Raw genomic sequence first — 23,780 nt, 5'->3', positions numbered from 1 at the left:
TCAGGCCTCTCGTCGGAAGCCGCGCTCTTCGGCCTCTTTGGCTGAACCATTCAACACAGCACGCGCGCCGCCTGTCACATCACCGTGCCGCGCAGCACGCACGTCGCCTGTCACATCACCATGCCGCCGTCCACCGGCAGTACCTGCCCGGTGATGAAGGACGCGGCATCCGACGCGAGGAACACGAAACTGCCCGCGATCTCCGCCGGCTCGGCCCACCGGCCCAGCGGAATGCGGGCGAGCATCTGGGCCGAGAACTTCTCGTTGGTACGGATGGTCTCCGTCATGGGCGTGGCCGCCAGCGGCGCGAGGGCGTTGACCAGCACGCGCCGGCGCGCCAGTTCGCGGGCCAGGGACTTCGTCAGCCCGATGATCCCCGCCTTGGCGGCCGAGTAGTTGACCTGCCCGAGCGTGCCGACCAAGCCCGCCGACGAGGTGACGTTGAGAATCCGCCCCCTGCCGTCGTCCGGCAGGAACGGCAGCGCGGCTTGAGCACAGTGGAACGTGCCCATCACATGGATGTCGAGGACGCGCCGGAACGCCTCCTCCTCCAGCTTGTCGAACATGGCCGGCGCGATGACCCCGGCGTTGTTCACGAGGATGTGCAGCGTCCCGTCGGCGAGCACCGCCGCGCGGGCCACCGCCGCGTCGGCGGCGGACCGGTCCCGTACGTCGAGTGCGGCGCTGTCCGCCCTCAGGCCTGCGGCGTTGATCTTCCCCGCGACGGCCGCGGCGGCCGACTCGTCGACGTCGGTCACCAGCACCGCGGCGCCCGCGCGCGCCAGCGCCTCGGCGACCGCGGAACCGATGCCGCCCCCGGCGCCGGTGACGAGCGCCGAACGGCCCGTGAGGTCGAACAGCCCTGTGCTGTCGGTCATTCAGTAGCTCCTCGGGAGTCCCAGCGTGTGTGATCCCAGGTAGTTCAGGATCATTTCCTGACTGATCGGCGCGATACGCATGAGGCGGGCCTCACGGAAGTAGCGGGCCACCCCGTACTCCTCCGAGTAGCCCATGCCGCCGTGGGTCTGCAGGGCCCGGTCGGCGGCCGTGAACCCGGCGTCCGCGCACAGGTACTTGGCGGTGTTCGCCTCCCGCCCGCAGGGCCTCCCGTTGTCGTAGAGCCACGTCGCTTTGCGCAGCACGAGTTCCGCGGCGTCGAGGTGGGCCAGGGAGTCCGCGAGGGGGAACTGGATGGCCTGGTTCATGCCGATCGGGCGGCCGAAGACGACGCGCTCCTTGCCGTACTGGACGGCCTTGTCGAGCGAGGCCCGGCCGATGCCGAGGGCCTCCGCGGCGATCAGCATGCGCTCCGGGTTGAGGCCGTCGAGGAGGTAGCGGAAGCCCTGGCCCTCCTCGCCGACGCGGTCCTCGACCGGGATGCGCAGGTCGTCGATGAACAGCTCGTTCGAGGTGACGGCGTTGCGGCCCATCTTCGGGATGGGGCGGACGTCGATCCGGTCGCGGTCGATGTCCGTCAGGAAGAGGGTCATCCCGTCGGTCTTCTTGGCGACCTCGTCGGTCTTGCTGGTGCGGGTCAGCAGCAGGATCTTCTCCGACTCCATCGCCTTGGAGATCCAGACCTTGCGGCCGTTGACGACGTAGTGGTCGCCGTCCCGTCGTGCGTACGTCGTGATGCTCGCGGTGTCGAGTCCCGCGCCCGGTTCGGTGACGCCGAAACAGACGTGCAGGTCGCCGTTGGCGATGCGGGGGAGGGTGCGTCGCTTCAGCTCCTCGGAGCCGTGCACCACCACCGGATGCATGCCGAAGATGGACAGATGGATCGCGCTGGCCGCGTTCATCCCGCCGCCCGACCGCGCGACCTCCTCCAGCAGCAGGCTGGCCTCGGTGATGCCGAGGCCGTGGCCGCCGTACGCCTCCGGGATCGTGATCCCGAGCCAGCCGCCGCCCGCGACGGTGTCGTAGAACTCCGTCGGGAACGCGTGCGCCTGGTCCTTCTCCATCCAGTACTGGTCGTCGAAGTCGCGCAGCAGTCCGGCGACGGACTTGCGGATCGTTTCCTGGTCCTCGGTCAGCTCAAAGTCCATGGAATGCGGACCCTTCTTCGGTTCCGATTGCGAAACATATCAAAGGTCAGACCGAAGAAGTAGGGTCCAGATGTGCGGTGATCCGTGCGACCGTCCCGGCGTTCTCCTCGAACAGGTGCGCCTGCATCCCCGCGGCACGGGCGGCCTCGACGTTGGGGGCGAAGTCGTCGACGAACAGGCAGTCGCCGGGCCGCACTTGGAGACGGGCGCAGACGACGGCGAAGGCGCGGGGGTCGGGCTTGCGGACGCCGATCTCGTGCGAGTAGACGATCTCGTCGACCAGCCGGTCGAAGCCGTACGCCGCCGACTCCAGCTCTCGGGCGCCCACGAAACTGTTGCTGAGGATGCCCAGCCGGCAGTGCGGGCGCAGCCCCGCCACGTAGTCGATGAGTTCGGTGTTCGGGGTGCCCAGGTACTCGTCCCACAGGTCGGCCAGGAAGGACTCGGTGTCCACCGGGCCGAGTCCGAGCCGGGCGGCGACCTGCTCGCGCACCTCGTCCTCGGTGACGGTCCCGATCTCCCCGGCGTCCCAGACCTCGGTCAGGCGTCGGTCCGCCGTGCCCGGTGGGAGGTCGAGGCGCTCGTCCCAGCGGGCGAGCCAGCCGGTCCGGGGCGTGAGCTCCAGGACACCGCCGATGTCGAGGATCAGACAGCGCGCGTTCATGCGGGTTCCTCTCGTTCGTCTCCGCATGACCGTCTGGCCTCACCTTTGGGCAAGGTCAACCGTCCTTGGGCAAGGTCAACCGCCGTCGCCCGTCTACCGTGGAGTAACATCGCGCGGCAGGTCATCAGAGGAGGAACCGTGCCCCGGTCCGAACGCTCGTCGCTGCTGCTCGCCGGTCTGTTGGCGACCGCGGGAGCCGCCCATTTCGCCTCGCCGAAACAGTTCGACGCGACGATCCCGCGTGCCCTGCCGGGGTCGCCCCGGGCCTGGACGTACGCGAGCGGTGTCGTCGAGCTGGCGCTGGCCGCGGGGATCGCGGCGCCGCGGACCCGGCGTACGGCCGCGCTGGCCGCGGCGGGATTCTTCGTGGGCGTGTTCCCCGCCAACGTGAAGATGGCGCTGGACTGGCGGGACCGCCCGACCCCGCAGAAGGCGGCGGCCATCGGGCGGCTGCCGCTGCAGGTGCCTCTCGTACTGTGGGCCCGTAGTGTCGCGAAGAATGGGAAGGGACGGTCATGACAGGACGCCTGAACGTCGGTGACAAGGTTGAGGACTTCACGCTGCCGGACGAGACCGGTGCCGAGCGCAGCCTCACCGAACTGCTCGCCGAGGGGCCGGTGGTGCTGTTCTTCTATCCGGCCGCCCTGTCCGCCGGCTGCACCGCCGAGGCCTGCCACTTCCGGGACCTGGCCGCCGAGTTCGCGGCCGTCGGCGCGCGGCCGGTCGGCATCAGCGGCGACTCCGTCGACAAACAGCAGGAGTTCGCCGGGAAGCACACCCTCGGCATGCCGCTCCTCTCGGACACCGACGGCACGATCCGCGAGCGGTTCGGGGTGAAGCGCGGGTTCTCGCTCGCGCCCACCAAGCGGGCCACCTTCGTCATCGGTGAGGACCGCACGATCCTGGAGGTCGTCTCCAGCGAGCTGCGGATGAACACCCACGCCGACCGCGCCCTCGCCGCCCTCCGCGCCCACCGGAAGTGACACAGAGGCGACAAATGACGTAGCGCGGTTGTTGCGACGCGGTATAGGGACCATCCTGGACGATATGGAGCAGGCCTCCGCCGCGGCGGTCATCAATGCCCGAGGCATCGTGACGGGGTGGAGCGACGGTGCCCGGACACTGACGGGATACCCGGCCGAGGAGGCCGTGGGCCGGTCGGTGGCGGCACTGCTCGCCGAACCTCCCTCCACCACGGCCCTGGCCGCGCTGACGGGAACCCTGGTCCTACGACACCGGGACGGAACCCCACTTCCGCTCACCGTGCGGGCGTGCCCGGTGAGCGGGGCGGACGGCGCACCGGACGGATACGTCCTCACCGCCGAGCCCCTTGGCGAACCGGCATCCGCACCCGTGCCGACCCTGGCGGAGCAGGCTTTTCAGCAGGCGTCGATGTCGCTCTCCGTCTTCGACACCGAGCAGCGCTACGTCCGTCTCAACGAGGTCGCCTGCCGGGTGATGGGCGTGCCCGAGGACGTCCTGATCGGCCGGTTCTTCCCGGATAGCGTGGAGGACGCCCAGCACAGCCGCAGCTTCCTGAGCAACCTGCGCCTGGTCGCCGAGACGGGCAGGCCGGTCCGCTACAACAGCTGGGCGGGCGCTCCGGCCCTGAACCGGGAGCACGCGTGGAGCATCGAGATGTGGCCCCTCAAAGACGGCTCCGGCGAGGTGACCGGGGTCGCCCTCGCGGCGTTCGACAGCACCGAGCAGTACCTCGCCCAGCAGCGGCTGGCCCTGCTGAACGAGGCGGCGGCCGGCATCGGCACCACCCTCGACGTGGTCCGCACCGCCGAGGAACTGGTGGAGATCCTCGTGCCGCGCTACGCCGACTTCGCCAGCGTGGACCTCCTCCCGTGGGTGCTCGGCGCGGACGAACCACCGCCGGCGCCGGACGGTGAGATCGTGCTGCGGCGCGTCGCCCACGGCTCTGTCGACGAGGGCACGCCGGGCGCCGCCGTACGCCTGGGACAGACGGACGTCTACGAGCCGTCCTCGCCACCTGTGCGTGCCCTGCGCGAGGGACGGGCGGTGCGCAGTCAGGCGGGCGAGCCCGAATTCGTTCGGTGGGTCGCGGACCGCAACGCGCGCTCGCCCGAGGGCAGTTCCTACCGCAAGGGCGTCCACTCGATGATCGCCGTGCCGCTGCGGGCCCGGGGCACCACCCTCGGCGTCGCGGTGGGCGTCCGCATGGCCCACCCGGACGACTACGCGGCCGACGACGCCGTACTCGCCGAGGAGTTGGCCAGCCGGGCCGCCGTCTGCATCGACAACGCGCGCCGCTTCGCCCGCGAGCGCTCCACCGCGCTGGCCCTCCAACACAGCCTGCTGCCCAGGGACTTGCCCGGGCAGGCGGCGGTCGAGGTGGCGCACCGCTATCTGCCCTCCGGGTCGCTCGCGGGCATCGGCGGCGACTGGTTCGACGTGATCCCGCTGTCCGGCAGCCGCGTCGGCCTGGTCGTCGGCGACGTCGTCGGCCACGGCATCCCGTCCTCGGCGACCATGGGCCGCCTCTGCACGGCCGTCCGCACCCTCGCCGACGTGGACCTGCCGCCCGACGAACTCCTCACCCACCTCGACGACTTGGTCACCCACCTCGCGACGGACGACACCGGTGACGAGGTCGCGGAACTCGGCGCCACCTGCCTCTACGCCGTCTACGACCCGGTCTCGCGCCGCCTCACGATGGCCGCCGCCGGACATCCGCCGCCGGCCGTCGTGCTGCCCGACGGGACCGCGAGCCTCGTTCCCATGACCGCGGGACCACCGCTCGGCGTCGGCGGACTCCCTTTCGAGGCAGTGGAGTTGGAGCTGCCCGAGGGGGCCACCGTCGCCCTGTACACGGATGGTCTCATCGAGGACCGCGATCGTGACGTCGACCATGCCACCGCCGAACTCTGCCGCGCGCTCACCGCGTCCGCCGAGTCGCTGGACGCGCTGTGCGACTCGGTGCTGAAGGCCGTGATGCCGGAGGATCCCAGCGACGACGTGGCCCTGCTGCTGGTGCGCACCCGGGCACTGGGCGCCGACCGGGTCGCCACCTGGGACATCGAGCCCGACCCCGCGCACGTGGCCGGGGCCCGGCAGGCCGCCACGGAGCAACTCACCGCGTGGGGACTGGACGAGGAGTCCTTCGTCACCGAACTCGTCGTCAGCGAACTCGTCACCAACGCGATCCGGTACGGCGAACCGCCCATCCAGCTCCGCCTGATCCGCGACAGCGCCCTCATCTGCGAGGTCTCCGACGCGAGTTCGACCTCACCGCACCTGCGCCGCGCCCACGCCTACGACGAGGGCGGACGTGGACTCCTCCTCGTCGCCCAGCTCACCCAGCGCTGGGGGAGCCGGCAGACCGGCAGCGGCAAGACCATCTGGGCCGAACAGCCGCTGCCGCCGGCGGACTGACCGGACAACTCGCTTACCGGGCCGCCTATTCGAAGGGGCACCCGGGGTTCGGCGCGTCCTCCGAGAACGGTGATCCGTGCGGCAGGACGTACAGCACGTCGAGGACGAGAGGGACGTTCCCCAGATTGCGGCCGATGTGCACGTTGCCCGAACCGGCCGGTTCCTGGATGGGGCTGCCCGCCCGGTACACGCCGTCGGAGGCGCAGTTGGAGTCGAAGTGGCTGAGCGTGCCCTGCTTGATGAACCCGTACAGGGGGCCGTCGTGGTAGTGCCAGCCGGTGGCCTGGCCGGGCGGAATGGTGATCTCGCGCAGGGTGTAGTCGGTGTCGCCGATCGTGGTCTGGCTGATCAGCTTGGCGGTGACTCCGGGGCCTGCCGGGGTCGCCTGGGCGGTGCCGCCGAGCAGAAGAGCGGCGGCGGCCACCGACCCGGTCACGGCGGTACGGAACGCGGTGCGCATACGAGAACCTTCCGATGAGATCCTGAGCATCCGCCGTGAACATAGAGGCAGGGACGGCGAGTTGGGGGCAGAAACGCCGACTTCCACCCCGGGAACTCGCGGAACTCCCCGAACCCCCGTGACTCCCCCGAGCGGTCAGAACTCCTCGTGCGTCTCCGGGTCCCCGCCCAGCCGCTGCGGCGCGTGGTCGGCGATGGCGGCCAGCTGGGCCGGGCCGAGTTCGAAGCCGAAGATGTCGAGGTTCGCGCGCTGCCGGTCGGGGTCCGCCGACTTGGGGATCGGGATGGCCCCGAGCTGGGTGTGCCAGCGCAGCACCACCTGCGCCGGTGTCACCCCGAAGGCCTCGGCGACCGTCACGACAGCGGGGTCGTTCAACAGCTCGGAACCGCGCCCGAGAGGACTCCAACTCTCCGTGAGAACACCCTTCTCGGTGTCGAAAGCGCGCAGTTCGTCCTGCGGGAACAGCGGGTGCAGCTCGATCTGGTTGACGGAGGGCAGGACGCCTGTCTCCTTCTCCAACTGCTCGATGTGCCCGGGGGTGAAGTTCGAGACGCCGATCGACCGGACGAGACCCTCCTCGCGGAGCTTGATCATCGCCTTCCAGGAGTCGACGAACTTACCGACGCGGGGCAGCGGCCAGTGGATCAGATACAGGTCCACGTACTCCACGCCGAGCCGCGCCCGGGACTCCTCGAAGGACGCGAGGGTCTCCTCATAGCCGTGGTGGCGGCCCGGCAGCTTCGTCGTCACGATGATCTCCTCACGGGGCACGCCACTGCGGGCGACGCCACGGCCGACGCCGGTCTCGTTGCGGTAGTTCGTCGCCGTGTCCACCAGGCGGTAGCCCATGCGCAACGCACCGGCGACGGCCTCCTCGGCCGTCGCGTCGTCCATCGGCCAGGTGCCCAGGCCGATGGCGGGGATCTTCGTTCCGTCGTTGAGCGTGTGCGTCGGGATGCTGATCACGGTCGACCTTCCCTTGACTGTGCGGTACAGCCAGTATGGGCGACCGGAACCCCTGTCGCCCTGCGCGGGGATCGCTGACACGATCTTCCTTGGAACCCGTACGACCTGGGTACGACCCGGTGGGGACGACCTGGTACGGACGACCGGCCGGGCACGTACGACGACGGAGCGGGCATGACGACGGACAGCAGCGGAACGACGACGGACGAGACGGCGCGGGTGGACGGCATGGAGGTGCGGCCCGCCGCCGGACACATCGGGGCCGAGATCACCGGTGTCGACCTGGCCGGTGAACTCGACGACGCCGTGGTCGCCGCGATCCGCGCGGCGGTGCTGCGCTGGAAGGTCGTGTTCTTCCGCGGGCAACGCCTCGACCACACCGGGCATGTCGCGTTCGCGCGCCGCTTCGGGGAACCCGTCGTGCTCGGGCGGCGCGGCGGCGCGTCACCGGCCGGCTTCCCCGAGGTCGAAACGACCGCCGACCGGCTGGAGTTGGGCGGCCGGTTCGGCATGGAGCACGAGGAGTGGCTGGAGCGGCGCAGGCACACCCTTCTGCGCGGCTGGCACTGCGACCACGGCGCCCGCGTCGACCCGCCCGCCGCGACGATCCTGCGCGCGGAGACCGTCCCGCCGTACGGCGGCGACACCACCTGGTCGAATCTGGCGGCCGCGTACGCCGGACTGTCGCAGCCGGTACGGGAGTTCGTGGACGGGCTGCGGGCCGAGCACCGGCTCGGCGTCGGCTATCAGCCGCGGCCCGGCGACGACGCGTACGTCCGTCACCTCCTGGACCACCAGGTCGCCTCGGTGCACCCGCTGGTACGGGTGCACCCCGAGACGGGGGAGCGGGTGCTGTTCGTCAACGGCTACTACCTGGAGCAGATCACCGACGTCTCCCGCGCGGAGAGTGCCGCGATCCTGGAGATGCTGCTCGCGCAGGCGACCCGGCCCGAGTACACGGTCCGGTTCCGCTGGGAGCCGGGCAGCGTGGCCTTCTGGGACAACCGGGCCACCATCCACCTCGCCCCCAGCGACAACGCCCACCTCGGCTTCCCGCGCACCATGCACCGCGTGATGCTCACCGGCGACATACCGGTCGGCGTCGACGGCAAGCCCTCCGAGCCGATCGTCGGCACCGAGCCCGGCCGCTGGTGACACCGAGGTCAGACGGTGGGCTTCCACCCGAGCGCCGGCCCCAGCTTCGTCGCCATGTCCGTGAGGATCTGCACGTAGTCCTCGTGCTCGAACGTGAACGGCAGTGCGAAGGCCACTTCGTCGATCTCCCTGAACGCGGCGTGTGCGTGCAGGAGTTCGGCGATCTCGTCGGAGGTGCCGACGATGTCCGGCGCGAACATCAGCCGGGCCGGACCCTGCGGTGATGTCGTCCGGGGGGTGCGCTTGCGGGCGAACTCCTCGTACTTCGCTCGCTGTTCGGGCGACGCGGAGTCGGTCGGGATGACCACCAGCCCCTGGGAGACGCGGGCGGCGTCGCCGTCGGGGTGGTGGGCGCGGAACGTGCGGACGTGGGAGAGCTGGATCTCCGCGAAGTCCCTTGACTCGTCCGGCCCTTCGGCCTTGACGACGCTGCTCGTGAGGAAGTTCATCCCGTGCTCGCCCGCCCACTTCGCCGAGCCCGCGCTGCCGCCGCCGTACCAGAGGCGACGGCCCAGACCGGGGGAGTGCGGCTGGACCCGGTCCGAGAACACCTCGAAGCCCTCCACCCCACTAAAGTCGGTGGCCGGTTTGCCGCGCACGAAGTCCAGGAGGCGCCGCACCCGCTCGTAGCCGAAGTCCTCGACGTCGGCCGTGTCGGGGTACAGCGCCTCCTTGAGCCGGTCGAAGTGCATCGGTGGGCCGACGCTCACGCCTGGGTTGATGCGGCCCCCGGACAGGATGTCGACGGTCGCCAGGTCCTCCGCCAGCCGCAGCGGGTTCTCCCAGCCGAGCGGGATCACCGCCGTGCCGAGTTCGATACGGCTGGTGCGCTGCGAGGCCGCCGCCATGACCGCGACGGGGGAGGAGATGCCGTACTGGAGGTGGCGGTGGCGCAGCCACGCGCTGTCGAAGCCGAGGCGCTCGCCCAGTTCGATGATCTCCAGCGTCGACTCGTGGCCCCGGCGCGGATCGGCCTCGTCGAAGAGGCCGATCGTGAGGAAGCCCAGCTTCCGCAGCGGGCGTGAGGTGGGCGGCACGGGCTCCTCCGGCGGTCGTACGTCAGGTCCGTTCTGTCCTGATGGTGACAGGTGAACGTTGCGGGCGTGTGATCAGTGCAGCTGGATGGTGATCTCGTCCTCGACCGGCGGGTCGATCTCCTGGGCGTGGTTGCCGGTGGCCGCGAAGCAGCGCAGGCGGACCGCGTCCGGGGTGACGTCCAGTCGCAGGAAGCATTTGAAGAACGGCGGGCTGTACGTCACGGAGCTGGGCGAGAAGAGCTGCGTGTAGATCTTGCGCACCGGGAGGCGGAAGCGCGAGCGGCGGCCGGGACGGCTCCCGGCGCCCAGCAGACTCGCGACCAGGCGGATGCGGCGGGTGATCCGGACGGGCGGGCCCGGGGTGCGGGTCGGCGGGATGCCGAGGCGCTCGCAGATCACGGCCGACGCCTCGGCCTCGGTCAGGGTGAAGAAGCGGCGCAGGTGCAGGCGGCGCCCGTACAGCCTGCTGTAGAAGGCGAGGGAGTCGCCGCGCAGCGGGTAGCAGCGGAAGTCCTGCTCGGTCACGTTCGCGATGTCGACGCGCGGCACGGTGTGCGTCGCGTGCATGAATGCGCCGCCGCCGCCAGAGACCGCGTACTGGAGGGTGCGGCCGTCCGCCAACTGCACCGGATACCGCTGGTAGTTGTGGATGTCGCCGCCGATCGCCGCGACGAAGTGGTGGGCCGGGTCGCTGACGATGTCGTCGACCGTGCCGCCGCCCTCGATCGCGCACGGGTGGTGCTCGCCGTCCACGTACAGGGGCGAACCGGTGATGAGGATCTTCGGCGTGGGCCCCTTCGCCACCTCGCGCAGCCAGGCGCCCTGTTCGGCGTCGATCGTGCCCAACAGGCCCGTGTCGATACCGATGATGCGCACCGGACCCGCGTCGATCGCCCAGTACGGGCCCGGCTGCACGGCCTGTTGGACCGGTGAGGAACGCAACTCCCTTGCCTTGCCCAGGCGTTCGCCGTCGGAGGGGCGGGGCCGGTGCCACAGCAGCGATCGCAACCAGGCGCGCGTCAGCGGGCGCGGCGCCTTCGGTGCGGGCAGCGCGGGCGCGTCGTCGCAGAAGACGCGCATGAAACCGCCGAGGCCCTCGTACCAGTCGTGGTTGCCGGGTATCGCGTAGATGGGCGCCGGATAGGCCTGGTACGGGCGGAAGAACTTCGTCTCGTAGTCGTCCGCGGTGCCGACGGGATAGATGACGTCACTGGCGACGACCGCGAACGCCGTGTCCTGACTCACCTTCAGAAAGCCCGGCACGACGGCGTATTGGGGATCGTCACCCTCGCCGGTGTCACCGATGACCATGAAGGAGAAGGTGTCGGGATCGTCGCGCCGGATCACCTTGTCGGCGGGAGCGCCGGCGGTCGCGCGCTGCTCCACCCAACGGCCACGGGTGGAGCCGGTCGGGTCCCCGAACCAGGAGGCCAGCACACCGTTGCGCGCGGCCCACAGAGTCTTCGGGCTGAGCCACGAGACCTTCTCGACATGGGACGGCATGAGCTGCTGATACGCGCCGCGCTCCGCGGTGCCCCAACCGGCGCCTTCGGGAGTATCGCGTGAAGATTCAGACACCGGTGAACCGTAACAACGAGCCAACGCGGTGCGAGCGGCAGGGGCCTGGCAACATCAACTCGACGTTGCTCAACCGAAAGGCCCCCGCATGCCCGGCGAAGCCGACTTCATCGATCTGATCCCCGACCCCGAACTCCGTTCGGACCGGCTGCTGTTGGGCATCCGCCACTTCGACGAACCCTTCCTCCTCTCCGTCTCCCTCTCCCAGGGGCTGGGCTCCAGCGACCTGTGGCTGGACCGGGGGAAGGCGGGCCGGACCTGGCTCGCGGAGTTCCGGCGGGTCGGCGACCGGGTTCTGTTCGCCGTCCGCAACAAGCACTTCCTGACCTCCGGCGACGCGGCCGCCGTACGGGCCGGGGACGAGTCGTTCGCGCTGTCCGTGCTGTGGAGCGGGCCCGTGCTGCGCGAGGAGAACGGCGCGGCGGTCGTTGACGCCACCGGGCTCGTCCTCGCCGACCACGACGGGATCGCCGAGCATCTGCACGCCCGCGAGCAGGGCGACTACGCGATCGACGCGTCCACGAGCCTCCCGCTCGTCGCCGACAGCCGCACCGGCCCCACCGCCGTCCGGCTGCCCGCGCTGCTCACCTTCCGGGGCCCCGGCCGCGGCCCGGCGGTCCGTGCCGTCGCCGCCGACCCGCGCGCCCTCACCGTCGTCCAGCAGCTGAACCTGCTGCGACTGCCCGCCTCCCCGCTGCCCGTCCGGCGCTACCACCCCGCCTCGGGCGGCTACGGCATCGGCTACGCCGACCACGGCCTCGTCGGCCGGGCGAGCACCCAGGTCAAGCTCCAGCCCCGCTTCCGCGCGGAACCCGGCGGCGCCCCGATCGTCTTCCTGATCGACCCGGCCGTCCCCGAACCCTTCCGCTCGGCGGTCGTCGAGGGCGGCAACTGGTGGCAGCGGGCCTTCGCCGGGATCGGACTCCCCGACGCCTACCGGGTCGAGCCCGGCGGCGACGCCTTCGACCCGTACGACTCCGACGTCAACGGGGTGGTCTGGGTGCACCGGGCGGGCCGCGGCTGGTCCCTCGGCCAGGGTCTGACCGACCCCCGCACCGGCGAGATCCTGCACGCCCGGGTCCGCCTCGGCTCGCAGCGCGTCGAGCAGGTCCGTGCGCTCGGCGAGTCCCTCCTCGCACCGTACGGCCGTCCGGACGAGGCCGAACGGCTCGCCGCCGTCGAGGAGTTGGTGCTCGCCCGGCTGCGTCAGCTCGCCGCGCACGAGATCGGCCACGCGCTCGGTTTCATGCACAACTTCGCCAGTACGGGACACCCCGAGCCGTCCGTCATGGACTACCCGCACGCGCGGATCGGCGTCACGGAGGAGGGCGACCTCGACCTGTCCGCCGCGTACGGCACGGGACTCGGGCCGTGGGACCACTTCCTGGTCGCGCACGGCTACGGCCGGTTCGACGACGGCGCGGAGGAGACCGCGCTCGCCCAACTGCGCCGCGACGCAGCCGAGTCGGGCCTGGTCTACCTCTCCGACGAGGACGCCCAGGGTCCGAACGCCGCGCACGCCGACGCCGTGACCTGGGTGACCGGGCCGGACGCCGTCGAGGCGCTGGAGACGATGCTGCGGGTCCGCCGTATCGCCCTGGACGGCTTCTCCCGCGGAGTGCTGCCGCCCGACCGGCAGACCGGCGAACTGGAGGAACGGGCCGTCCTGCTGCACCTCCTGCACCGGCACGAGGTGACGGCCGTGGCCCGGCTGGTGGGCGGGGTGCGCTACGCGTACGGCCTCGCGGGCGAGGACGGCCGGGGCGTGCGGGCCGTCGACGCGGCCACTCAGCACACGGCGCTGACTCGACTCGCCGAGCTGCTGCGTGCCGAGCAACTCGCCCTGCCCGGAGCGGTGTTGGACACCCTCACCCCGCCCGCGATCCGCTACGACCGGACGGAGCAGTACCTCGACACGGGTGCCGGGCGGATCTTCGACCCCTTCGAGGCCGTACGGGTCGCGACCGCACTGGTCACGGAGCAGCTGCTGGACCCGGCCCGGCTCAACCGGGTGGCCTGGCAGCATGCCGCCGACCCCGCCACGCCGGGTGTCACCGACATCGTCGACGCGCTCCTCGCCACCACTTGGCGCCGTACCGACCCGGTACCCGCCGAGCTGCCCGGCGGGGCCGCCGTGCAGCACGCGGCGGACTGGACCCTCCTGAACCACCTGCTGACCCTGCTCGACGACGCGGCTCTCCACGCACCGGTCCGCATGTCACTGCGCGGCGCCGTGCGACGGATCGGCACGGAGCTGCGGTGTCAGGGTGACGAACAGGCGCGTGAGGCGGGCGAGTTGATCCGGGCGTTCCTCGCCGACGCCGGGTCGGTGCGGGTCGACCCACTGCCCCGGGTGCCGCCGGGCGCGCCCAACTGAGCCCGCCGTAGGGCCACTTGGCGGCTACGACGGTGGGTGGCTCAAGTCGGGCCGTGGCGCGCGGTGTTGGTCACCACTCCCCGGGGCGCTGCGGGGTGCCGTGCGGATCCGGGCGGCCGCGTGCGGGAGCGGCCGGGGTGTTGTAGGCGCCGCGGGGATCGGGCGGCGACGGGATGGCGGGACTGCCGTACGGGGCCGGTCGGCCCGCTGCCGGGGCGGCGGGGTTTCTGCGGGTGCTCCGGCTTCTGCTCCGGCGGCTGCCCGGTGGGGCGGGCGGGCTGTCGTGCCGGTCCGGTTGGCCGGCCGCCGGGCGGTCCGGTGCGTTGAAGAGCGACTCGGGGCGCCCGGCGGGCCGCTTGGCGCCGGCGTCCGGGCCGACCGGGTGGCGGGCGAAGGAGCGGTCCCACTCGCCCTCGCCCATCACCAGCAGCGGGTCGAACATCACGACCACCCCGGCCAGCAGCAGGAAGATCGTCGGCCCCAACAGCATGGGCAGCAGAATGGAGTTGGCGGAGTCGCCCGTCCACGCGCCGCCGGTGCCGTGCAGATGGACGCTCACGGCGGCCATGCCCGTGTAGTGCATCCCGGACACGGCCACGCCCATCACCAGGCTGGCGCCCAGGCTCGCCAGGAAGCCCCGGATGGAGACGGCCGCCCACAGGGCCGCCGTAGCGGCGACGATCGCGATCATCACGGAGAGCGCGACCGTGCTGGTCCGGTACTCGATGTCGCCGTTCAACTTCAGGGCCGCCATGCCCAGATAGTGCATGGCGGCGACCCCGAGGCCGGTGATGACGCCGGCCGCGGAGAGCGTTCCGGCGGTCGCGCCGCGGTAGCCCACGGCGAACACGCCGATGCCGACCACGACGATCGCCACGGCCAGACTCAGCACCGTGAGGCCGACGTCGTAGCCGATCCGGGTCTCCTCGACCTGGAAGCCCATCATCGCGATGAAGTGCATCGTCCAGATGCCGCTGCCGATCGATGTCGCGCCGAGCGCGAGCCAACCCGCCTTCCACGACTGTTTGTTGTGCAGGGACCGCACCACGCAGCGCAGTCCCAGAGCCCCGCCCAGGCAGGCCATCAGATAGGCCGCCACCGGGGTCACCGCACCGTAGCGGAACCCGTCGATCGTGCCTTGCATGAGCCAACTCCCCCCAGAGTTGTGGCTTCCTGTGGGGGGAGTATGTATGGATCGGGCCCGAGGTGCGCAACCCTTTCACATCAGCAGTCGATTAACTCTGTGCTTTCCGGGGTGCACTTGGGCCGCATCGAGGTCGATACGGGGACAGAAGCGGTCAGGGCTGTTGCGGCTTCTCGCGGTCGATGAAGTCATTGGCCTTGTCCTGGGCCATGTCGACCTGCTTGGCGTGCTTGCCGCCCGTGCGCTTGTCGACCATGTCTCCCGCCCGTTCCACACCTTGCTTGGCCTGGTCGGGGTGCTGGCCCAGCATTCCCTTGACCTTGTCCATGAACGACATGGCTGTCCTCCTTCGGACGTGCGTTGGCCCTCCCAGCATCCCCCGGCTTCCCGCGGGCCGCATTTCGGTGCCGGACGGCGATGCCAGACAGGGATCGGTTGTCCCTGGATGCGTTGTGCCTTCATCCGCGGGGGCGGCGCCGGAATCGTGGGTGGCGGCGGGTTCACCGCCCTGCACCGTCACACCTGGCCACCAGCCAGCCCCGACCCAGGAGCCGAACCATCATGGACATTCCCGAACCGACCCTGCCCGACCTGACCGGAAAGCTCGCCGTGGTCACCGGTGGCAGCGACGGGATCGGGCTCGGTCTCGCCGGCCGTCTCGCCGCCGCCGGAGCCGAGGTGATCCTGCCCGTGCGCAACCAGGCCAAGGGCGGGGACGCCGTCGGACGTATCAAGGCGGCCCACCCGGGCGCACAGGTCTCGACCCGCCCGCTCGACCTGTCCTCACTGGACTCCGTCGAGGCCCTCGCCGCGACCCTGATCGACGAAGGGCGGCCCGTCCACCTCCTGGTGAACAACGCGGGCATCATGGAACCGCCCGCGCGTGCGGAGACCAAGGACGGCTTCGAGTTGCAGTTCGGCACGAACCACCTCGGCCACTTCGCGCTCACGGCACGGCTGTTGCCCCTGCTGCGCGCGGCGGGCGGCCGGGTCACCTCCCAGTCGAGCGTCTCCGCGAACATGGGCGGCATCAACTGGGACGACCCTCAATGGCGCGACACGTACAAGCCCTCCCGCGCCTACAGCCAGTCCAAGATCGCGCTGATGCTCTTCGCCCTGGAACTCGACCGCCGTAGCGCACGGCTCGGCTGGGGGATCACCAGCAATGTCGCCCATCCCGGTGTCACCCCCACCAACCTGCTCGCGGCGCAGCCGCACATGGGCCGGTCCAAGGACACCGCGGCGGTGCGGATCATCCGCCGTCTCGCGAGCGCCGGATTCCTCGTCCAGCCCCTCGACGCGGGACCCCTTCCGGCGCTGTACGCGGCGACGCACCCGGCCGCGCGGGGCGGCGCGTTCTACGGCCCCGGAGGCTTTCTGCACCTGAGCGGCGCTCCCGTCGAACAGGCCGTCTACAAGAATGCCCGCAGCGAGGCCGACGCCCGGCGGATCTGGGAGCTGTCCGAGGAACTGACCGGTGTCCGCTTCCCCGCCTGAGAAAGAATGCCGTCATGGACCGAGCACAACTGTCCGACTTCCTGCGGACCCGGCGCGAGGCACTGCAGCCCGAGGACGTCGGTCTGCCCCGCGGCCCGCGCCGACGTACCCGGGGCCTGCGGCGCGAGGAGATCGCCCTGCTCTGCGGTATCTCCGCCGACTACTACGCACGCATCGAGCAGCAGCGCGGGCCGATGCCGTCCGAGGCGATGCTCGCCGCCATCGCCCGTGGCCTGCATCTCTCCCTGGACGAACGCGATCACCTGTTCCGGATGGCCGGCCACAACACACCCAGTCGCGGTCTCGGCACCGACCATGTCACCCCGGGCATCATGCGCATTCTGGACCGCCTCGCGGACACGCCCGCCCAGGTCGTCAACGGCCTCGGCGAGACCCTGATCCAGACCCGCCTCGCGGTCGCGCTGATCGGCAACGAGACCGATTTCACCGGCCTCAGCCGCAGCCTGGCCTACCGCTGGTTCACCGACCCGCTGGCCCGACGGATCTATCCCGAAGCCGACCACGCGCTGAACAGCCGCGTCGTCACCTCCGAAATGCGCGCCGTCTACTCCCGCAACGGCGCCGACCCCCGGGTGGGCGAGATCGTCGAGGCGCTCCTGGCGGAGAGCGAGGAGTTCGCCGGACTGTGGAGCGACCACGAGATCTCGGTCCGCAGACCCGACGACCGCAAGCGCATCAGCCACCCCGACCTCGGCATCCTCGACCTCCAGTGCCAGGTCCTCTACGACGCCGACCAGGCACAGGCCCTTCTCGTCTACACCGCCACACCCGGTACCGAGAGCCACGAGAAACTCCAGCTCCTGTCCGTCGTGGGCGATCGTGCACCGCACCTCTGACGTCGCCGTTCCCGACCACCTCGGAAAGGCGTGGCGATCCCTCGGCTCAGGCCCGTACGAGAGGCTCGACCCCGTCGGTGTCGCGCGCCTCCCGGGTGCGCGACCCGGCGAGCAGAAGGGCCTGGAGGACCGCTCCGGACAGGCCCGCCCACAGGGCGAACCGGTAGCCGACCCGGTCGGCGAGGAGGCCGCCCAGGGGTGCGCCGATCGCGACCATGCCCCAGTTGAACGAGCGGATCGTGGCGTTCACGCGTCCCCGCAGCCGCTCGGGCGTGACCGCCTGGCGGTAGCTCATCTCGACCGGGCTTTCGAGCGAGATGGCCCCGGAGACCACGAAGAAGGCGAGTGACACAGAGACCAGGGCCCACGGTCCCCGCTGGGCGAGGAGCAGTGGCAGCCAGCCGACGGCGGCGACGAGACGGCCCGCGATAAGGACGGCGGCGACGTCGAACCTCCGCGCCGCGCGTGCGGAGAAGGCGCCGCCGACCACTCCGCCGAGGCCCGCGCAGGCGTACGTCACGCCCAGGCCGAAGTCCCCGATCTTGAGGTCACGCAGCGCGAAGACCACGAAGACCGTGCTGACGACGGTGTTGAAGAGAAGCATCAAGTGCGAGGTCAGCGCGATGGACGCCAGGGTCCGATGGCGGTAGACCCAGGCCACCCCCTCACGCAGTTCCTGGAGGAGACTGCGCCGCGCGCCCCGATCGGGCACCGGGTCGTGGGCCCGCACCGAGGTGAGCAGCAGGCCGGACACCAGATAACTGACGGCGTCCACGAGCACGGCGAGCGGCGCGCCGACCAGCTTGATCAGCACTCCGGCGAGCAGCGGCCCGGTCGACCCGGCCGCCGCGTCGGCCTGCCCCACCCGGGCATAACCCGCGTTGAGGAGTTCCTTGGGGACCAGCTGCGGGACGTAGGAGTGGCTGGCCACCTCGAAGAACAGACAGAGCACCCCGAAGGCGAAGACACACGCGCACAGCGCGGCGATGCCGAGCCGGTCCAGCGCGTACAGCAACGGGATCGCGCCGAGGAGGACGGCCCTGCCGAGGTCCATGGCCACCATGACCGGCCTGCGCCGGCAGCGGTCCACCAGCACCCCGGCCACGAGCCCGAAGAGCAGATACGGCGCCCAGCGGGCCGCGCTGACCAGACCCACCTCCGTGGCGGACGCGCTCAGCGTGACGGCGGTCAGGATCTGCAGCGCCAGCCCGGTGATCTGCGAGCCGAACGACGAGATCGCGGAGGCGGTCCAGAAGCGTACGTACCCAGGGACGTCCACCAGGCGCGGCATGATCGAATCGTATCAAGTGGGCGCCTTCGCAAGGCAGTTGGAGGCGGCGTCGAGCCCCCGGTCGCGATGACCGGGGGCTCGACGCCGTGGACGATTCCGATGTCACCGTCCTGTCAGCACTGCGGAATGCTCCCGTTGTGGAAGGCCGCGTTGGTGTCGACGTACGCCCCGTACGTCCACCCGGTGGCGGTCAACTCCAGTCCGTTCAGGTGGGCGTAGCGCTCGTCGACCGTGCGGTACCAGACGTTGCCCCCGCCGAGGTTGTCACCTCGGCTCCAGCAGGTGGCGAGGATCGTGTCCCCGGGCCAGAGGTCCGGGACGCCGACCGTTCCGGAGGCCACGGTGGTGCCGTTGAAGAGAGCCGCCCCGGTGGCCGTGGTCAGCGGGATCAGCGCGCTCGCGGACGCGCTCGCCGCCGTTCCCAGAATCAGCCCGCCCGCGCTGAGCGCGGCGGCCACCGCGATCATGGCGCCACGGCGTCGTATCGTGCGTCTCATGTCTGCCTCCCGAATGCTTGGCCGAGTTCTTCGACCAGGGGTCAAGTCCTTTGGCCGGCAGTCGAGTTGTTCCATCAGTGATCGACTGCCGCCACGCACCAAGGTGTCGGTCGGGGCTGGGACAAACGTTGGACAATTCTTGAATCGCGGGGGAGGCGGTCGGGATGACCGTGGAATTCGGGGTGTTGGGCAGCGTCGAGGCCCACATCGGCGGCCGGCCGGTCGCGTTGGGCCACACCCGGCAGCGGGGTGTGCTGGCGGTGCTGCTGGTCGACGTCCACCGCCCGGTGACGACCGATCAACTCACCGAACGGGTCTGGGGAAACCACGCACCCCGGCAGGCCCGCACCACCCTGCACAGCTACCTCTCCCGGCTGAGACAGGCCCTGGCCGCGACCGGCGAGGCGGTCATCGCACGGCGCCCCGGCGGCTACGTCCTCACCACCTCCGACACCGTGACCGTCGACCTGCACTCCTTCCGCCGTACGGCCGCCGAGGCCCGCGCCACCGACGACGACACCCGCGCCGCGGCCCTCCTCGATCAGGCCCTGGGGTCATGGCGCGCGGAGCCCTTCGCCGCTCTGGACACGCCCTGGTTCAACGCCCTGCGCGACACCCTCGTCCAGGAACGACTCGCGGCCCAACTCGACCTGGGCGAGCTGCGGTTACGGCTGGGACAGCATGCCGCGCTGCTGCCGGAACTGCCGGCCCGCGCGGAGGCGCACCCCCTGGACGAGCGGCTGGCCGGCCAGTTGATGCTCGCGCTGCACCGGTGCGGCCGTTCCGCCGAAGCCCTGGACCACTTCCATCGCACCCGCGGCCGACTGGGCGAGGAACTGGGCATCGAACCCGGCCCGGCGCTGCGGGACATCCAGACCGCCGTCCTGCGCCAGGACACCGCGCCCGCTCCGACGCCCGGACCGCCGGCGTCGCCGTGCGCGGTTCCAGCCCAACTGCCCCTGGCCGTAGCGGCATTCACCGGACGCGACGGCGAACTTGCCCAGCTCGACGCCATTTTGCCCGCTACGGCCGACCCCGGCCCGGTGCCGCAGGCCGCCGTGGTCATCTCGGCCGTGTCGGGTACCGCCGGTGTCGGCAAGACGGCGCTGGCCGTGCACTGGGCCCACCGGGTCCGGAACGCCTTCTCCGACGGGCAGTTGTACGTGAACCTGCGCGGCTTCGGCCCCGGCGGCTCCGTGGTGGACCCGGCCGAGGCGGTCCGGGGATTCCTGGACGCCTTCGGGGTGCCACCGGCCCGCATCCCGAACGGCCTTGACGCACAAGTCGGCCTGTACCGAAGCCTGTTGGCCGGGCGGCGGGTACTCGTGGTGCTGGACAACGCCCGCGACGCCGCACAGGTCCGCCCGCTGCTGCCCGGCGCGGCCGGCTGCCTGGCACTGGTCACCAGCCGCAACCGGCTCGCCGGTCTGGCCGCGACCGAGGGCGCGCACCTGCTGGCCGTGGACCTGCTGACCACAGACCAGGCCCGGGAGTTGCTGACCGGCCGCCTCGGTGTCCGCCACCGTGCCGCGGCCGATTCCGACGCGGCACGCGACGCCTGGGTCGAGGCCCTGACCATCATCGACGAGATCGGCCTCCTGGGCACGGCTCCCCTGCGCGCCAAGATCCTTCGGAGTCTCGACGCGCTTCCGTCGCACCGCCGTGCCGGCACCGGGTCACCGGTCACGGCAGCACCGACGACGCCACCGCCCTCCCCGCCAGCAACGCGGCGACCGGATCGGCCGCCTCGTCCAGTTCGATGAGCACCGTGTCGGCGCCGGGCGTACGGGACATCACGTCGGCCCAGCCCTTCCAGTCGACGATGCCCGAGCCCAACTCGGCCATGTAGGGCTGCTGTTGGGCGAAGACCGTTTCGTCGATGGTGAGTTCCACGTCGATGGGCCGGACCGCGTCCTTCCAGTGCGCCAGGGCGACGCGTTGCGCGTGACGGCGTGCCACGGCCACCGGATCACCCCCGCCGAGCGCGATGTGGCAGGAGTCGGGGCACAGCCAGACGTAGCGCGGATCGGTGAAGGCCATGAACAGGTCGATGTCACGCTCGTACCAGAGCGTGCTGTTGGACTCCGTGTGGAAGGCGAGCCGCACGCCCTGCCGGGAGACGGCCTCGCCCACCGCGTGCGCGATGTCGGCCATGCGCGTCATGTACGGGGCGTCGACGAAGAAGGGCGGGCGCGTCCCGAACGTCGTGCGCATCGGGAGCCCCGCGACGAGGAGTTCGGCCCCCACGTCGACGAGGAAGGCCGCGCGTCGTTCGGCGTCGGCGACGATCGCGGGCAGGTTGTCGGCATCCCGCCAGTCGGGGCTGTCCTCCCCGGCGACGAACGCGCTCACCACGGCCAGGCCGCGGGACACCAGCTCGCGCCGGAAGCCCTGCGCACTGCCGAAGGCCCGCAGCGCCGACTCGATGTCGCCCGGCGCGAAGGTGAGTTCGATGCCCGTGACGCCGGCCTCGTCCAACGCGTCCATCACCCGCTCCCAGAAGAGTTCGGGATGAGCCAGCGCCCACGCGCGTACGGCGTCCGCCGAGGGGAGTTCCCAGAAGTCCGGGTGGTAGAAGGTGACGATGTCCGTCGCGAAACGCGGGGTCACTCGGCACCTCCGCGCGCGTTGTAGACGACGACACCGTCCGCTTCGTCGACGGCCTTGCGGTAGCTCCGGAACACGGCCAGCGCCTCGTCCCTGAGCACATCTCCTACGACCTCGATGCCCCGCGCCTCGAACTGCTCGGCCCAGTCCGCGCCGAGTGGGCCCTCGTCGAACGTGGTGATCTCCTCCAGCTCCGGGCCCTCGCCCGCGACCACCAGACCGCGCACCCCCGACCACAGGGTGGCGCCGTAACACTGGACGCAGGGGCGCCAGTTGACGACCAGCTCGTGCGTCGGGAGGCCGGAGGCGCCCAAGTCCCAGCCGCCCGCGGCCATTTGGGCCAGGCCGAGGGCCATGACCTCCGCGTGTGCGCTGGAGACTCCGGAGGCGAGAACGACGTTCACGCCCACCGAGACGATCCGGCCGGTGTCGCGCTCGGCGACGAGCGCCGCGAACGGACCGCCGTTGCCCTCCCGCCAGTTGCGGTCCGCGAGCCGGTGCACGAGCCGCATCCGGTCCTCGCGGCCGGGGACGACGGCGGGCACGTCGGCCAGCTCGTCGTCGATCCACGCCGGCAGTGCCACGCGGTATTCCTTCACGATGTCGATCACGATCGGGCGTCCTTCACGTTCGGGCTTCCTTCACGGTTGGGCTTCCTTTCAGCGCGCGGCGAGCGGCGCGGTGCGGGCGGTCACGGCACGGGCGGTCCGTACGGCCGTCACCGCGCCGGTCAGGGTCACATTGGCGGCCATCGGGGTGGGGATCACTCCGGTGCCGGCGACGTACAGGTTGTCGAAGCCCCACACCCGGCCGTCCGGGTCGCACACGCTGGTCCCGTCGTCGGCGGTGCCCGAGCGGACGGTGCCGGTCAGGTGCAGGGACGAGCCGGGCGGGAGCAGGGCGAGTTCGGTCGCGGCGTCGAAGGGGCCGAACTCCCCGGCCAGTGAACGGACTTCGGCGAGTCCCCGGTCGATCAGCGCGCGGTCGGCTTCCGTGTAGGCGAACTCGACGCCGATACGCGGCAGTCCGGCGAGGTCGGTCTCCGACTCGGAGAAGACGAGCCGGTGTTCGGGGCGCGACTCGACGGGGATGAGCAGCGACAGGCCCACGGCGTGGGCGAGCGGGCGGCCGTGTTCGTCGACGTACGTCCGGTTCATGATCTGGCCGTGGAACGGCTGGGCAGGCCCGTTCTGCGGCAGCCACAGCGAGTCCGTGCTGAACTCGCCGGTGCGCGGGAGCGGCAGGTCGTCCAGGGCGATCCCGAACCGGTCCAGATCCAGGAGTACTTGGGCGGTGATGAACGCGTGCTCGTTGAGGTAGCGGCCCAGCGCCTCGGGGCGGATGCCCGAGGCGAACAGCAGTTGCGGGGTGCGCAGCGCGTCGGCGCACACGATCACGGTGTCCGCGTGGAGTGCGGACTCCGTGCCGTCGGCGACACGGCGCAGTCGGGCGCCGGTGATCCGGCCGTCCGAGCCGAGCAGCCGGGTCGCGAGGGTCCCCGTCAGCAGGGTGAACGCCGGGTCGCCGCCCGCCGCGATCGCCGGGAAGATCGTCCCCGGCGCCGTGCGCGGCATGGGGCCCGAGTCCGTCGCCGTGACGGCCATGGGCATCGGCTGCGGGCGCCGGTCGGCGGGTGCGGTGTCGTCGTAGCGGCGGCGCAGGACGTCGAGGACGGTCCGGCCGACCTCGGTCGGGCCGATGGGGGAGGGGGAGACGGCGAGCAGGCGGCGCGCGGTGTCCAGGTCGGCCGCCCAGCGGGCCGGGTCGCCGAAGTCGAAGACCTCGGGCCCGGCCGGCCACGGGGTCGCGGCGGTCCAGTGCACGCCCATGCCGCCCGCGTTCCACGCCAGCGCGGTCGCGGGCATCGCCTCGGCGTCCTCGCCGAAGGCCAGCGCGTGGAACATGCCGGGCGTGAGTCCGGCGAGGCCGTCCGCGACCTCGCGCACCACCTCGGCGCCGGTGTACATGCCCTGGATACCGGATTCGACCCGCTCGTTGTACCGCGACCAGAGGTCCGGATCGGCCACGTCGTGCAGATGCAGCCCGGGTGCTTCGCCGATCGCGCTGCCGCCGTCGACCATCGTGATGCCCAGCCCCGGATCGCTCTCCCGCAGCAGCCGGGCCACCACGGAACCCATGATGCCGCTGCCCACGATGAGGACGTCGGTGCGCGGGGTGTCGGTCACAGGGAGACTCCAAAATC

General features: G+C 71.2%; 22 protein-coding genes. 8 read left to right on the top strand and 14 right to left on the bottom strand.

What is annotated here, in order from left to right:
* Positions 1 to 110: 110 nt before the first annotated feature.
* Genes OG407_RS03455 through OG407_RS03445 form a run of 3 tightly spaced genes read right to left on the bottom strand, consistent with a single transcriptional unit; the run spans position 111 to position 2,709 of the window.
* Complete coding sequence (locus tag OG407_RS03455) at positions 111 to 878, bottom strand: SDR family NAD(P)-dependent oxidoreductase (RefSeq protein WP_405854869.1); 768 nt, start codon at positions 876 to 878, stop codon at positions 111 to 113.
* A complete protein-coding gene (locus OG407_RS03450; RefSeq protein WP_405854867.1) occupies positions 879 to 2,045 on the bottom strand; it encodes an acyl-CoA dehydrogenase family protein in 1,167 nt (388 codons plus the stop codon).
* Positions 2,046 to 2,091: 46 nt separating this feature from the next.
* The gene (locus OG407_RS03445; RefSeq protein ID WP_405854865.1) at positions 2,092 to 2,709 is read right to left on the bottom strand and encodes an HAD family hydrolase; all 618 of its coding nucleotides are present in this window, start codon (positions 2,707 to 2,709) and stop codon (positions 2,092 to 2,094) included.
* A gap of 138 nt (positions 2,710 to 2,847) precedes the next feature.
* Between OG407_RS03445 and OG407_RS03440 the strand changes: the two genes are divergently transcribed.
* The 3 genes from OG407_RS03440 (at position 2,848) to OG407_RS03430 (ending at position 6,111) form a co-directional block, all read left to right on the top strand.
* A complete protein-coding gene (locus OG407_RS03440; RefSeq protein WP_405854863.1) occupies positions 2,848 to 3,228 on the top strand; it encodes a DoxX family protein in 381 nt (126 codons plus the stop codon).
* Positions 3,225 to 3,692: a peroxiredoxin gene (locus OG407_RS03435; RefSeq protein WP_033282996.1), complete on the top strand. Its 468-nt coding sequence runs from the start codon at positions 3,225 to 3,227 to the stop codon at positions 3,690 to 3,692. Before OG407_RS03440 ends, OG407_RS03435 begins: the two co-directional genes overlap by 4 nt.
* A gap of 64 nt (positions 3,693 to 3,756) precedes the next feature.
* A complete protein-coding gene (locus OG407_RS03430) occupies positions 3,757 to 6,111 on the top strand; it encodes a SpoIIE family protein phosphatase (RefSeq protein WP_405854861.1) in 2,355 nt (784 codons plus the stop codon).
* A gap of 25 nt (positions 6,112 to 6,136) precedes the next feature.
* Here OG407_RS03430 and OG407_RS03425 read toward each other — a convergent pair whose 3' ends face one another.
* Together OG407_RS03425 and OG407_RS03420 are read right to left on the bottom strand one after the other, a co-directional pair.
* Complete coding sequence (locus tag OG407_RS03425; RefSeq protein ID WP_405854859.1) at positions 6,137 to 6,571, bottom strand: cupin domain-containing protein; 435 nt, start codon at positions 6,569 to 6,571, stop codon at positions 6,137 to 6,139.
* A 135-nt stretch (positions 6,572 to 6,706) separates the two neighbouring features.
* Positions 6,707 to 7,537: an aldo/keto reductase gene (locus OG407_RS03420; RefSeq protein ID WP_405854857.1), complete on the bottom strand. Its 831-nt coding sequence runs from the start codon at positions 7,535 to 7,537 to the stop codon at positions 6,707 to 6,709.
* Between the two features lie 174 nt (positions 7,538 to 7,711).
* Between OG407_RS03420 and OG407_RS03415 the strand changes: the two genes are divergently transcribed.
* The gene (locus OG407_RS03415) at positions 7,712 to 8,692 is read left to right on the top strand and encodes a TauD/TfdA dioxygenase family protein (protein ID WP_405854855.1); all 981 of its coding nucleotides are present in this window, start codon (positions 7,712 to 7,714) and stop codon (positions 8,690 to 8,692) included.
* Positions 8,693 to 8,700: 8 nt separating this feature from the next.
* Here OG407_RS03415 and OG407_RS03410 read toward each other — a convergent pair whose 3' ends face one another.
* The gene (locus OG407_RS03410) at positions 8,701 to 9,729 is read right to left on the bottom strand and encodes an LLM class flavin-dependent oxidoreductase (RefSeq protein WP_405854853.1); all 1,029 of its coding nucleotides are present in this window, start codon (positions 9,727 to 9,729) and stop codon (positions 8,701 to 8,703) included.
* A 72-nt stretch (positions 9,730 to 9,801) separates the two neighbouring features.
* Positions 9,802 to 11,307: a metallophosphoesterase family protein gene (locus tag OG407_RS03405; RefSeq protein WP_405854851.1), complete on the bottom strand. Its 1,506-nt coding sequence runs from the start codon at positions 11,305 to 11,307 to the stop codon at positions 9,802 to 9,804.
* 88 nt (positions 11,308 to 11,395) lie between these two features.
* On the opposite strand from OG407_RS03405, the gene OG407_RS03400 reads away from it, so the two are divergent.
* Positions 11,396 to 13,684 (top strand): zinc-dependent metalloprotease, encoded by a 2,289-nt coding sequence (locus OG407_RS03400; protein WP_405854849.1) that lies wholly within the window; start codon positions 11,396 to 11,398, stop codon positions 13,682 to 13,684.
* Between the two features lie 70 nt (positions 13,685 to 13,754).
* Here OG407_RS03400 and OG407_RS03395 read toward each other — a convergent pair whose 3' ends face one another.
* Positions 13,755 to 14,828 (bottom strand): MHYT domain-containing protein, encoded by a 1,074-nt coding sequence (locus OG407_RS03395; RefSeq protein ID WP_405854847.1) that lies wholly within the window; start codon positions 14,826 to 14,828, stop codon positions 13,755 to 13,757.
* Between the two features lie 154 nt (positions 14,829 to 14,982).
* Positions 14,983 to 15,165: an antitoxin gene (locus OG407_RS03390; RefSeq protein ID WP_019056963.1), complete on the bottom strand. Its 183-nt coding sequence runs from the start codon at positions 15,163 to 15,165 to the stop codon at positions 14,983 to 14,985.
* Positions 15,166 to 15,389: 224 nt separating this feature from the next.
* Between OG407_RS03390 and OG407_RS03385 the strand changes: the two genes are divergently transcribed.
* Positions 15,390 to 16,325 (top strand): SDR family oxidoreductase, encoded by a 936-nt coding sequence (locus OG407_RS03385; protein ID WP_405854845.1) that lies wholly within the window; start codon positions 15,390 to 15,392, stop codon positions 16,323 to 16,325.
* A 14-nt stretch (positions 16,326 to 16,339) separates the two neighbouring features.
* Complete coding sequence (locus OG407_RS03380) at positions 16,340 to 17,182, top strand: helix-turn-helix transcriptional regulator (RefSeq protein ID WP_405854843.1); 843 nt, start codon at positions 16,340 to 16,342, stop codon at positions 17,180 to 17,182.
* Between the two features lie 46 nt (positions 17,183 to 17,228).
* Here OG407_RS03380 and OG407_RS03375 read toward each other — a convergent pair whose 3' ends face one another.
* Positions 17,229 to 18,473, bottom strand: a complete 1,245-nt coding sequence (locus OG407_RS03375; protein ID WP_405854841.1) for an MFS transporter — start codon at positions 18,471 to 18,473, stop codon at positions 17,229 to 17,231.
* A gap of 113 nt (positions 18,474 to 18,586) precedes the next feature.
* The gene (locus tag OG407_RS03370; RefSeq protein ID WP_405854839.1) at positions 18,587 to 18,970 is read right to left on the bottom strand and encodes a hypothetical protein; all 384 of its coding nucleotides are present in this window, start codon (positions 18,968 to 18,970) and stop codon (positions 18,587 to 18,589) included.
* A gap of 164 nt (positions 18,971 to 19,134) precedes the next feature.
* Between OG407_RS03370 and OG407_RS03365 the strand changes: the two genes are divergently transcribed.
* On the top strand, positions 19,135 to 20,733 hold the full coding sequence (locus OG407_RS03365) for a BTAD domain-containing putative transcriptional regulator (protein WP_405854837.1): 1,599 nt from the start codon (positions 19,135 to 19,137) through the stop codon (positions 20,731 to 20,733).
* Here the strand turns inward: OG407_RS03365 and OG407_RS03360 are convergent.
* Genes OG407_RS03360 through OG407_RS03350 form a run of 3 tightly spaced genes read right to left on the bottom strand, consistent with a single transcriptional unit; the run spans position 20,654 to position 23,763 of the window.
* The gene (locus OG407_RS03360; RefSeq protein WP_405854835.1) at positions 20,654 to 21,580 is read right to left on the bottom strand and encodes a sugar phosphate isomerase/epimerase family protein; all 927 of its coding nucleotides are present in this window, start codon (positions 21,578 to 21,580) and stop codon (positions 20,654 to 20,656) included. The two genes, OG407_RS03365 and OG407_RS03360, sit on opposite strands and share 80 nt — an antisense overlap.
* Complete coding sequence (locus tag OG407_RS03355; protein ID WP_405854833.1) at positions 21,577 to 22,188, bottom strand: nucleoside deaminase; 612 nt, start codon at positions 22,186 to 22,188, stop codon at positions 21,577 to 21,579. Before OG407_RS03355 ends, OG407_RS03360 begins: the two co-directional genes overlap by 4 nt.
* Positions 22,189 to 22,236: 48 nt before the next feature.
* Positions 22,237 to 23,763 carry a GMC oxidoreductase gene (locus tag OG407_RS03350; RefSeq protein ID WP_405854831.1) on the bottom strand — a complete coding sequence of 509 codons (1,527 nt, stop codon included), beginning with the start codon at positions 23,761 to 23,763 and terminating at the stop codon, positions 22,237 to 22,239.
* Positions 23,764 to 23,780 lie beyond the last annotated feature (17 nt).

This window comes from Streptomyces sp. NBC_01515 (assembly GCF_045040345.1).
GTDB lineage: Bacteria > Actinomycetota > Actinomycetes > Streptomycetales > Streptomycetaceae > Streptomyces.
The sequence above is the reverse complement of the archived record's forward strand: the minus strand, read 5'-3'. Positions and strand labels throughout refer to the sequence as shown.

What these genes read in the sequence shown, in the direction of transcription:
- OG407_RS03370 (WP_405854839.1), bottom strand. Translation starts at nt 18,970, where the DNA reads ATGAGACGCACGATACGACGCCGTGGCGCCATGATCGCGGTGGCCGCC.
- OG407_RS03430 (WP_405854861.1), top strand. Translation starts at nt 3,757, where the DNA reads ATGGAGCAGGCCTCCGCCGCGGCGGTCATCAATGCCCGAGGCATCGTG.
- OG407_RS03455 (WP_405854869.1), bottom strand. Translation starts at nt 878, where the DNA reads ATGACCGACAGCACAGGGCTGTTCGACCTCACGGGCCGTTCGGCGCTC.
- OG407_RS03415 (WP_405854855.1), top strand. Translation starts at nt 7,712, where the DNA reads ATGACGACGGACAGCAGCGGAACGACGACGGACGAGACGGCGCGGGTG.
- OG407_RS03375 (WP_405854841.1), bottom strand. Translation starts at nt 18,473, where the DNA reads ATGCCGCGCCTGGTGGACGTCCCTGGGTACGTACGCTTCTGGACCGCC.
- OG407_RS03435 (WP_033282996.1), top strand. Translation starts at nt 3,225, where the DNA reads ATGACAGGACGCCTGAACGTCGGTGACAAGGTTGAGGACTTCACGCTG.
- OG407_RS03390 (WP_019056963.1), bottom strand. Translation starts at nt 15,165, where the DNA reads ATGTCGTTCATGGACAAGGTCAAGGGAATGCTGGGCCAGCACCCCGAC.
- OG407_RS03400 (WP_405854849.1), top strand. Translation starts at nt 11,396, where the DNA reads ATGCCCGGCGAAGCCGACTTCATCGATCTGATCCCCGACCCCGAACTC.
- OG407_RS03385 (WP_405854845.1), top strand. Translation starts at nt 15,390, where the DNA reads ATGGACATTCCCGAACCGACCCTGCCCGACCTGACCGGAAAGCTCGCC.
- OG407_RS03445 (WP_405854865.1), bottom strand. Translation starts at nt 2,709, where the DNA reads ATGAACGCGCGCTGTCTGATCCTCGACATCGGCGGTGTCCTGGAGCTC.
- OG407_RS03365 (WP_405854837.1), top strand. Translation starts at nt 19,135, where the DNA reads ATGACCGTGGAATTCGGGGTGTTGGGCAGCGTCGAGGCCCACATCGGC.
- OG407_RS03380 (WP_405854843.1), top strand. Translation starts at nt 16,340, where the DNA reads ATGGACCGAGCACAACTGTCCGACTTCCTGCGGACCCGGCGCGAGGCA.
- OG407_RS03425 (WP_405854859.1), bottom strand. Translation starts at nt 6,571, where the DNA reads ATGCGCACCGCGTTCCGTACCGCCGTGACCGGGTCGGTGGCCGCCGCC.
- OG407_RS03450 (WP_405854867.1), bottom strand. Translation starts at nt 2,045, where the DNA reads ATGGACTTTGAGCTGACCGAGGACCAGGAAACGATCCGCAAGTCCGTC.
- OG407_RS03395 (WP_405854847.1), bottom strand. Translation starts at nt 14,828, where the DNA reads ATGCAAGGCACGATCGACGGGTTCCGCTACGGTGCGGTGACCCCGGTG.